Source organism: Alterinioella sp., from assembly GCF_058343375.1.
The window spans coordinates 1-9094 of the sequence record NZ_JBTUJH010000077.1 but is presented as its reverse complement, the minus strand read 5'-3'; the positions used below and the strand labels follow the sequence as shown (position 1 = coordinate 9094).

Genomic DNA, 9094 nt, shown 5'->3' with positions numbered 1-9094 from the left:
CAGATTGATACCGGCAACCCCATCACCTGGGCCATCGCGGGTGCCCTCATCGCGCTGGCCGTGATAATCTGGCTGAGCCTGCGCTCGGGGGCTGCCGCCACCCGCGCCGCCCGCGCGGTTGAGCCTCTGGCGCATCAGATGGGCACGCTTGGCGGGCGGGTGCAGGCGCTGTCGGATGGACAACAGCAATTGGCGGGTGGGTTGACCCAGGTGTCAGAGCTGCAGGCGCGATCGCAGGCCCAGATGATGGAGGCCATGGAGCGCCGCCTTGAGGAAGTGCAGAAAAGCATGGGCGACACGCTGCACGGCACCTCGACCCGCACCGCGCGCAGCCTTGGCGAATTGCAGCAGAAGCTGGAACAGATCGACAAGGCGCAGGCCAATATCGAAAAGCTGTCGGGCGATGTGTTGAGCCTGCAGGATATCCTGTCGAACAAACAGCGCCGCGGCATGTTCGGGGAAATTCAGCTCAATGATATCGTCTCAAAAGCTCTGCCTCCGGATGCCTACAGTTTTCAGGCCACGCTATCGAATGGCAAACGCGCTGATTGCCTGGTCCATCTGCCCAATCCGCCGGGGTCGCTGGTGATTGACGCCAAGTTCCCGCTGGAGGCCTATGAGGCGCTGACCGTGGCCGATGGGCCGGAGGCGGTCAAACGCGCGCTGCGCGATCTGGGCGCGGCGGTGCGGGTTCATATCAAGGCCATATCCGAGCGCTATATCATCGAGGGCGAAACCGCCGATGGCGCGATCATGTTCCTGCCCTCGGAGGCGGTCTATGCCGAGCTGCACGCGCGTCTGCCCGAAGTGGTGCGCGCAGGCTTTGATGCGCGGGTCTGGATCGTGTCGCCCACCACCTGCATGGCCACGCTGAACACGATGCGCGCGATTCTGAAGGATGCACGCATGCGCGAGCAGGCCGGTGATATCCGCAAAGCGCTGCGACAGTTGCACCGCGATGTCGAGATCATCGGCGAACGGGCGGGCAAGCTGGAGACGCATTTGCGCCAGGCGGGCGAGGATGTCGACGGCATCCTGACCGCCAGCGCACGGGCCGGGAAACGTTCAGAGCGGCTGGATAATTTCGATTTTGAGGAACTGGCCCCGGAGACGGAGAGCACCGTGGTGCCGCTGCCGCGGGTTTAACGCGCGAAGATATCACTCAGGATCATTGCCATCTGGTCGGCATCCTCTTGCCGGAACGCATCCGGTTGATTGCTGTCGATATCAAATACCGCAATCAGATCGCCTGCGCCGTTCCAGACCGGCAGGACAAGCTCGGAGCGGGTGGAGGATGCGCAGGCGATGTGACCGGGGAAAGCATCGACATCGGCCACGATCTGCGCCTGTCCACTGCGCGCCGCCGCGCCGCAGACGCCGCGCGAGAACGGGATTTGAAGGCAGCCATGGCCGCCCTGATAGGGGCCGATCTTGAGCAGACCCGGTTCTGTGACCCGGTAAAATCCGGTCCAGTCAAAGCGGGTATCGGCATGGTGGATCTCGCAGGCGACGGTGGCCATCAGGGCGACATCATCGGTTTCACCGGCCGTGAGGCTGGCCAGGCTGCGCGCGAGGGTGGGGTAGTTTACATTCATCGGTTGCGGCCTTTGTTTGCGAGGGTTTCGTCGCCTTCGGCGCCGACCCGCGGGGGGATCCTCCCCCCGCCCCCCCCTGAGGTATTTTTTCCAAGATGAAAGGGTCAGAGGCGTTCAATGGCTATTGCGGTGCCTTCGCCGCCACCGATGCAGATGGCCGCGATGCCGCGTTTCAGGCCGCGTTTTTCCAGCGCGTTCAGCAGCGTTACCATGATGCGTGCGCCCGAGGCCCCGATCGGGTGACCAAGCGCGCAGGCCCCGCCGTTTACATTCACCTTGTCATGGTCGATGTCGAGATGCTGCATGAAGGCCATGGGCACGACGGCGAAGGCCTCGTTGACCTCCCACAGGTCGACATCGTGAACCTGCCAGCCAAGCCGCTTGAGCAGTTTTTGCGTGGCGGGCACGGGGGCTGTGGTGAACCAGCCGGGTTCCTGCGCGTGGCTGGCATGGTCCAAAATGCGGGCGCGGACCGGCCATCCCTGCGCCTGCGCCACCGTTTCGCGCGCCATCAGAAGCGCCGCTGCGCCATCTGAAATGGACGAGGAATTGGCCGCCGTCACCGTGCCATCCTTGCGGAAGGCCGGTTTCAGATGCGGGACCTTTTCGGGGCGCGCCTTGCCCGGCTGTTCATCCTGGGTGACCGTATCCCAGCCATCATGGACCCCTGCGATGACCGAGATATCGCCATGGCGGCCTTTGATCGAAACCGGCGTGATCTCATCCGCGAACGCGCCGCTGGCCTGTGCCGCTGATGCGCGGGCCAATGATTCGAGGGCGTAGCTATCCTGCGCGACACGGGTCAGCCCGAATCTGTCGGCGCAATCTTCGGCGAATGTGCCCATCAGGCGGCCCTTGGCATAGGCATCTTCGAGCCCGTCCAGAAACATGTGGTCGATGGTCTGGCCATGGCCGATGCGCGCCCCGCTGCGCATGTTGGCGATCAGATAGGGGGCGTTTGTCATGCTCTCCATCCCGCCTGCCACAATCACATCGGTGCCGCCAAGCGCCAATTGATCATGCGCGATCATCGCCGCCTTCATGCCCGAGCCACACATCTTGTTGAGCGTCGTGGCCGGAACCCCCTGACCCAGGCCCGCCTTGAAGCCCGCCTGCCGCGCCGGGGCCTGACCCTGGCCGGCCGGCAGCACGCAGCCCATCAGCAGCTCATCAACCTGATCCGGCGCGGCCCCCGCCTGCATCAGCGCGCCCTTGATCGCAACGCCGCCCAGATCTGAGGCCGTCACCCTGGAAAAACAGCCCTGAAAGCCGCCCATCGGTGTGCGCGCCGCGCCGCAGATGACCACGTTATCCATAAAATTCTCTCCTTTTCGAGCCACCCTCTCGATACCGTTTGGAAAGGATTGGCGTCTAGGGTTTTCCGCAGATTAGGAAAGGATGCCGCATTGGAAATAACATGTGAAACGCAAGGGCCTGTTTGCATCATGCGGGTCGAAAGCGACCGGATCGACGCCGCTATTGCCATCCAGTTCAAGGATATGTTCCGCGATTTGGCCGCCGGAGTGGCTGGCCCCGTGGTGCTGGATCTGGGGCGTGTGACCTTCCTTGACAGCAGCGGGTTGGGTGCGGTCGTGGCGGCGCGCAAACTGCTTGGCACGGACCGGACGCTGGAACTGGCGGGGCTGAACCCGGCGGTAGAAAAGGTGATGCAGTTGACGCGCATGAACACCGTCTTTCCGATCCATGCCAGCCGCGATGCAGCGCTTGCCGCGCATGGCGTGGCCCCCGCCGCATGACCGATCTGGCATTTGTCTCTGGCTGCCCGCCTTCGGGGGCAGCCGCGCCCATTATCGGCTGGTGCCACCGGATGGATATCACCGCGACACGGGATCAGGTCAGCCTGGCTCTGATCCGGCTGAACCAGCAATTGATCGGCCTTGGCCTTGAACCCGACGCGCTGATTCGAATGGAACTGGTGTTGGCCGAAGTTATGAACAACATTGTCGAACATGCCTTTTGCGATACCGGCCACGGTGAAATTGCGCTTGAGACGTCGGTTCACAGCAACACGATCTGGTGCCACCTGACCGATGGCGGTCGTCCGATGCCGGGCGGAAAACTGCCGCCGGCCCGGCGCTACGATCTTGGCGCAATGGACATGCTGGACCTGCCCGAAGGCGGGTTTGGCTGGGGCCTGATCCGCGATCTGACCAGCAGCCTGGCCTATAATCGCAGCGGGGCACAGAACCGCCTGACATTCTCGATTGATCTCGATTACTGAACAATGTGAGGCAGAACGCATCATCGTTTCCGGCCCGCGTTAACCTTTCGCAAAATCACCACATTTGATCCCCATCAATGCCGGGAATCGCGGCCATGTAACAAAGCGTAGCTGCATTAGCTTCCCTCGGTGCCGTGTCTAAAAGCCCCCACCCAGTGGCGCGGTTCCGAGGACTTCCCCTTCCCTCCTCTTGCCAGTCCCGACAATTCCCCTACAGCGTTTTGCGTTTTATCCGAGACATTCATATCATCTTTGCCGACGAGGCAGCGATTGGGGTTGCGATCGCGTTCGGCGGCAAAGATGATTCACATCAAACGCAATGCGCTCTAGGTTTGCCCGAAAGCGGTGAACGGGGGATGATATGCGCGATTTTCACATGCCGGGCCGGTCGGCTGTATTTGCCGAGAACGGGCTTTGCGCCACGTCGCATCCGCTGGCCGCAAAGGTTGCCATCTCTTTGCTGGAGGCGGGCGGCAACGCCGTTGATGCCGCGATCGGTGCTGCCGTTCTGTTGGGGATATGCGAACCGCAGAGCACCGGGATCGGCGGTGATTGCTTTGCTCTGGTCAAGCGACCCGACAGCGACCAGATTATCGGGCTGAACGGCTCGGGCCGCGCGCCCGCGGGTCTGGATGGCGCAGCGTTGCGGGCCGCCGGTCATTTGAAAATCCCGCAACACCACCCCGCCGCCGTGACAATGCCCGGCGCGGTTGACGGGTTTTGTCGGCTGCATGGTGATCTGGGGCGGCTCGATCTGGCCGAAGTGCTGGCCCCCGCGATCCATTATGCTCAGGCCGGCGTGCCGGTAGCCCCGCGTGTGGGGTTCGATTGGCGGGCCGCGCCTGACCTGCTGCATGGCCGGGCGCGCGATTTCTACCTGCTGAACGGCAAACCCGCTAAACCCGGAGCGATGTTTCGCGCGCCGGGCCAGGCCGAAGTTCTGCGCCGCATCGCATCTGAGGGGCGCGCCGGGTTCTATGAGGGCGAGGTGGCCGAGGATATCATCGCCTCGCTCAGCGCGCTTGGCGGCAGCCACACCCTGGATGATCTCAGCGCCACCAGATGCGACTACGTCACCCCGGTCAGCACGCAATACAGGGGTGTAGAGCTGATCGAGCTGCCCCCCAACGGGCAAGGGGCAACGGCGCTTTTGCTGGCCAATATCCTGAGCCATTTTGACATGTCAGGCCTGGACCCTTTGGGGGCCGCGCGCGCCCATATCGAGGCCGAGGCCACCAAACTGGCCTATGATTCGCGCAATCGGATCGTCGCGGATTTTGACCACACGACCCGCCTGGCCCAGATGCTGGACCCGGAAACGGCCAAGAACCTGGCCGCCATGATCGACCCGCGCCGCGCCATGCCGGACCCGCAGCCAATGGCCGAAGGCGTGCATAAGGACACTGTTTATATCACCGTGGTCGACCGGGACCGGATGGCGGTGTCGTTGATCTATTCGATCTTCTCTGCCTTTGGCGCGGGGCTTGCATCAGATCGGTTCGGCATTCTGTTCCACCATCGCGGCACTGGGTTCAACCTGGAAAAGGGCCACCCGAACGAGGCCGGTGGCGGCAAACGGCCCTTGCACACGATCATCCCCGGTTTTCTGCGCGAGGCGGATGGTGCACTGACGCCCTTCGGGGTCATGGGTGGGCAATATCAGGCCACCGGGCACACGCGGTTCCTGTCCAATATGGTCGATTTCGGGATGGGTCTGCAGACAGCCATCGACGCGCCGCGCTGCTTTGCCGAACCGGCGGGGTTGAAAATCGAACGCGGCTACTCTGCCGATATTCGCCAGCAACTGGCCGATATGGGGCACAGGCCGGTCATTCCAGACGCCCCCATCGGTGGCGCACAGGCCATTCGGATCGACGCGAAAAATGGCGTGTTGCAAGGCGCATCGGATCCGCGCAAGGACGGCTGCGCGCTTGGCTACTAAAGCACTTCTGCGAATACCCGCCCCGCCCTGTGGCATCAGTTCAGGCGAAATTCCAGCGGATAGCGGCCATCCTCGAAATCGCCGAAAAGCTCTTCCAATTCGGGGTGATCGACGGGTTCACCGGTTCGGTCAGGCTCGAGATTCTGTTCCGACACATAGGCCACATAGTAGCTTTGGTCGTTTTCGGCCAACAGGTGATAGAAAGGCTGCGCCCGCGACGGCCGCGACCCTTCGGGAATCGCATCATACCATTCTTCGGTATTTGAAAATTCTGGATCGACATCAAAAATTACCCCGCGAAACGGGTGCTTACGATGCTTGACGACCTGGCCGAGCGTAAATTTTGCGCGCGTTTTCAGCATGCGACTTCGTCCTTTTACCCCCCCACCTAAACCGGGGCGGGGCGGCTTGTCCATCCGGGCATCATCAAATTTATGGGAAACAGATTGTAGAATTTGGCCTGTCTGCGCAGAGAAGCCCAGCCCCCGGGAGGTTGTGCCCGCCATAGCCCGGTTGGCCGGAATGCGCCCCTGTCTGGCAGCGGCATTCGCGGCCATCACTGGGCAATTTTCTGCCCGCGCCGCCAGTTTGCGGGCCTTCCTGCGCCAAACCCGTTCCCTCGACCGAAAAAATCAGGTAAACTGCTGCAAATAAAAAATATATGAGCAGGCAAACAAAACATATGAATCGCGCCCTTTTTCTGGTGCTCGCGCTGGTCCTCGCGGCCTGCGGCGGTGCCCCCCCGCCCCCACGCAATCTGGATAATGCCTGTGTGCTGATCCAGGAACGCCCCGATATCTACCGCGCCATGCGCCAGACTGAACGGCGGTGGAACACGCCCATTTACGTACAAATGGCAATAATGTACCAGGAAAGCCGGTTCGACAGCGACGCCCGCCCACCCTATCGCTTTGCCGCTGGTGTCATTCCGATGGGGCGCCAAAGCTCGGCATTGGGGTATTCACAGGCGCTGAATGGCACCTGGGACGAATACCGCCAAGCCACCGGCAACAGGCGCGCGCGGCGCACCAATATCGGCGACGCAACCGATTTCATGGGCTGGTACATGAACCAATCGGTGACCCGAAGCGGCGTGGCGCTGACCGATGCGCGCAACCAGTATCTGGCCTATCACGAAGGGCATGCGGGCTTTAACCGTGGCAGCTATAATGCCAAGCCGTGGCTGTTGCGGGTCGCCAGCGGGGTCTCGGAACGCGCGGCGACATATCAGAGCCAACTGGCAAGCTGCCGGCGTTAATCATCGTCGATCAGGCCGCGTTCGCGCATTTCGGCGGGGATGTTGAACTGGCGTGACGGGATCGCGGCACCCTGCGTCAATTCGCCCAGAATCACCGTCGTGCGAAACCCGTTCGCGTCGGTGATCACCCATTGCCGCAACTCGATCGGATCGGCGGTAAACACCATGGCGATCTGACCGATATCCGGGTCGTCGGGGTCTTGTGCCACCACGCGGGTGGCGGTGCCGTCATCCTCATGGGCGATAATCATGTCGGACCGGCCAAGATCGACATTGCGCGCCAGAATCAGGTTCAGCGGCGTCCGGCGCAGCGGGTATTGCTCGGGCGGTGTGTTCGACCGCCCGTCAAAGATTGCCACCTGGCCGCCGCCGGCAATCACCAGCAGATCTTCGTCGCCATCATATTCGAACCGCATCCGACCGGGGCGCTGCATGTAAAGCGTGCCGGTGGCAATCGCGCCATCATCACTGATCTGGGTGAACGCGGCTTCGGCGGTGCGGATATTGTTGATGTAATCCGACAGATCCGACAACGGGATCGCCTGGGACAGAGCGGGAAATGCGGTGGCGGCCGAAATCGCCGCAGCAAGAAAGATGTGTTTCATGGCACCTATCTAATCACCCCTGAGGGGATTTGCACCTCACGCTGGCGCGATCCGGCGCATTATTGCTCGGGCAACAGCACCTCGCGCTTGCCGACATGATTGGCCGCCGAGATCAACCCCTGATCCTCCATCTGCTCGACCAGACGCGCGGCCTTGTTATAGCCGATGGCCAGTTTGCGCTGGATATATGAGGTGGAGCATTTGCGATCCCTGACCACAATCGCCACGGCGGAATCATATAGCGCATCTTGCGAATTGGTGTTGCCGCCCAGGCCAAGCACCGCGTCGATATCGCTTTCGCGATCCTCGTCGGGGCCGTCCAGAACCGAGGCCACGTAATCCGGCGCGCCAAAGCTTTTCAGATGGCTGACGATCTCTTCGACCTCTTCATCGCTGACAAAAGGCCCATGGATCCGGGTGATTTTCGACCCCCCCGCCATATAGAGCATATCGCCCATTCCCAGCAGCTGTTCGGCCCCCTGTTCGCCCAGAATCGTGCGGCTGTCGATCTTGGAGGTGACGTGGAACGAAATCCGGGTCGGGAAATTGGCCTTGATGGTGCCGGTGATGACATCGACCGAGGGACGCTGTGTGGCCATGACAAGATGAATGCCCGAGGCCCGCGCCATCTGTGCCAGGCGCTGGATGCAGGCCTCGATCTCTTTGCCCGCGACCATCATCAGGTCGGCCATTTCATCGACGATGACGACGATATAGGGCATCTTTTCGGGGATGGATTCCTCGGTCTCGAATACCGGTTCGCCGGTTTCGTCGTCAAAGCCGGTCTGCACCGTGCGGGTGAACAGCTCGTTCTTGCCCAGCGCATCGGCCACCCGGCTGTTATAGCCATCAATATTGCGCACGCCCATCCTGGACATCTTGCGATAGCGCTCCTCCATCTCGCCCACGACCCATTTCAACGCGACAACCGCCTTTTTCGGGTCGGTGACAACCGGCGACAGAAGATGCGGAATACCGTCATAGACGCTAAGCTCCAGCATCTTGGGGTCGATCATGATCAATCGGCATTCCTCGGGCGACAGCTTGTAAAGCAGGCTCAGAATCATCGTGTTGATGGCCACGGATTTACCCGAACCGGTGGTGCCCGCAATCAAAAGGTGGGGCATTTTTGCCAGGTTCGCCACGATCGGGTCGCCGCCGATATCCTTGCCAAGCGCCAGAGGCAGCTTCTGGGTGCCATCGCCGTAATCGCGGCTCGCCAGAATTTCCCGCAGCACTACTTTTTCACGCTGCACATTGGGCAGTTCGATGCCGATCACCGACCGTCCCGGCACGGTCGAAACGCGCGCAGACAAGGCCGACATGGACCGCGCGATATCATCGGCCAGGCCGATGACGCGGCTGGCCTTCAGGCCGGGGGCCGGTTCAAGTTCATACATGGTGACAACGGGGCCGGGGCGGACCGAGACAATCTCGCCCTTCACGCCGTAA

The 9094-nt window shown here is 61.7% G+C and carries 10 protein-coding genes; 5 read left to right on the top strand and 5 right to left on the bottom strand.

Annotated elements, in window-relative coordinates; genetic code table 11:
- The first annotated feature begins 3 nt into the window (after positions 1-3).
- Positions 4-1146 (top strand): DNA recombination protein RmuC, encoded by a 1143-nt coding sequence (locus ACW8PS_RS11270; RefSeq protein ID WP_491527510.1) that lies wholly within the window; start codon positions 4-6, stop codon positions 1144-1146.
- Here ACW8PS_RS11270 and ACW8PS_RS11265 read toward each other — a convergent pair.
- Together ACW8PS_RS11265 and ACW8PS_RS11260 are read right to left on the bottom strand one after the other, a co-directional pair.
- Positions 1143-1595 carry a GAF domain-containing protein gene (locus tag ACW8PS_RS11265; RefSeq protein WP_491527509.1) on the bottom strand — a complete coding sequence of 151 codons (453 nt, stop codon included), beginning with the start codon at positions 1593-1595 and terminating at the stop codon, positions 1143-1145. The two genes, ACW8PS_RS11270 and ACW8PS_RS11265, sit on opposite strands and share 4 nt — an antisense overlap.
- 104 nt (positions 1596-1699) lie before the next feature.
- A complete protein-coding gene (locus ACW8PS_RS11260; RefSeq protein ID WP_491527507.1) occupies positions 1700-2911 on the bottom strand; it encodes an acetyl-CoA C-acyltransferase in 1212 nt (403 codons plus the stop codon).
- 90 nt (positions 2912-3001) lie between these two features.
- Here ACW8PS_RS11260 and ACW8PS_RS11255 point away from each other — a divergent pair, with 90 nt between their 5' ends.
- The 3 genes from ACW8PS_RS11255 to ACW8PS_RS11245 all read left to right on the top strand — a co-directional run bounded on the left by ACW8PS_RS11255 (position 3002) and on the right by ACW8PS_RS11245 (position 5779).
- Entirely contained in the window at positions 3002-3352 is a 351-nt protein-coding gene (locus ACW8PS_RS11255) for an STAS domain-containing protein (RefSeq protein ID WP_491527506.1), read from the top strand.
- Positions 3349-3837, top strand: a complete 489-nt coding sequence (locus ACW8PS_RS11250; protein ID WP_491527505.1) for an ATP-binding protein — start codon at positions 3349-3351, stop codon at positions 3835-3837. The genes ACW8PS_RS11255 and ACW8PS_RS11250 overlap by 4 nt, the downstream gene beginning before the upstream one ends.
- 361 nt (positions 3838-4198) lie before the next feature.
- Positions 4199-5779, top strand: coding sequence for a gamma-glutamyltransferase family protein (locus ACW8PS_RS11245; protein WP_491527504.1), 1581 nt, complete (start codon positions 4199-4201; stop codon positions 5777-5779).
- Between the two features lie 35 nt (positions 5780-5814).
- Here ACW8PS_RS11245 and hspQ read toward each other — a convergent pair whose 3' ends face one another.
- Positions 5815-6141, bottom strand: coding sequence for a heat shock protein HspQ (hspQ, locus tag ACW8PS_RS11240; protein ID WP_491527503.1), 327 nt, complete (start codon positions 6139-6141; stop codon positions 5815-5817).
- A gap of 320 nt (positions 6142-6461) precedes the next feature.
- Between hspQ and ACW8PS_RS11235 the strand changes: the two genes are divergently transcribed.
- Complete coding sequence (locus ACW8PS_RS11235) at positions 6462-7037, top strand: transglycosylase SLT domain-containing protein (RefSeq protein WP_491527502.1); 576 nt, start codon at positions 6462-6464, stop codon at positions 7035-7037.
- On the opposite strand, the gene ACW8PS_RS11230 is transcribed toward ACW8PS_RS11235, so the two are convergent.
- Together ACW8PS_RS11230 and ACW8PS_RS11225 are read right to left on the bottom strand one after the other, a co-directional pair.
- Positions 7034-7642 carry a LolA family protein gene (locus ACW8PS_RS11230; RefSeq protein ID WP_491527501.1) on the bottom strand — a complete coding sequence of 203 codons (609 nt, stop codon included), beginning with the start codon at positions 7640-7642 and terminating at the stop codon, positions 7034-7036. The genes ACW8PS_RS11235 and ACW8PS_RS11230 overlap by 4 nt on opposite strands.
- Before the next feature lie 59 nt (positions 7643-7701).
- Positions 7702-9094: DNA translocase FtsK (locus tag ACW8PS_RS11225; RefSeq protein WP_491527500.1), on the bottom strand; the 1393-nt coding region annotated here is incomplete at its 5' end.

Bases quoted from the DNA above. Each gene is read 5' to 3' on its own strand.
- ACW8PS_RS11265 (WP_491527509.1), bottom strand. From the start codon at position 1,595: ATGAATGTAAACTACCCCACCCTCGCGCGCAGCCTGGCCAGCCTCACG.
- ACW8PS_RS11260 (WP_491527507.1), bottom strand. From the start codon at position 2,911: ATGGATAACGTGGTCATCTGCGGCGCGGCGCGCACACCGATGGGCGGC.
- ACW8PS_RS11250 (WP_491527505.1), top strand. From the start codon at position 3,349: ATGACCGATCTGGCATTTGTCTCTGGCTGCCCGCCTTCGGGGGCAGCC.
- ACW8PS_RS11245 (WP_491527504.1), top strand. From the start codon at position 4,199: ATGCGCGATTTTCACATGCCGGGCCGGTCGGCTGTATTTGCCGAGAAC.
- hspQ (WP_491527503.1), bottom strand. From the start codon at position 6,141: ATGCTGAAAACGCGCGCAAAATTTACGCTCGGCCAGGTCGTCAAGCAT.
- ACW8PS_RS11235 (WP_491527502.1), top strand. From the start codon at position 6,462: ATGAATCGCGCCCTTTTTCTGGTGCTCGCGCTGGTCCTCGCGGCCTGC.
- ACW8PS_RS11230 (WP_491527501.1), bottom strand. From the start codon at position 7,642: ATGAAACACATCTTTCTTGCTGCGGCGATTTCGGCCGCCACCGCATTT.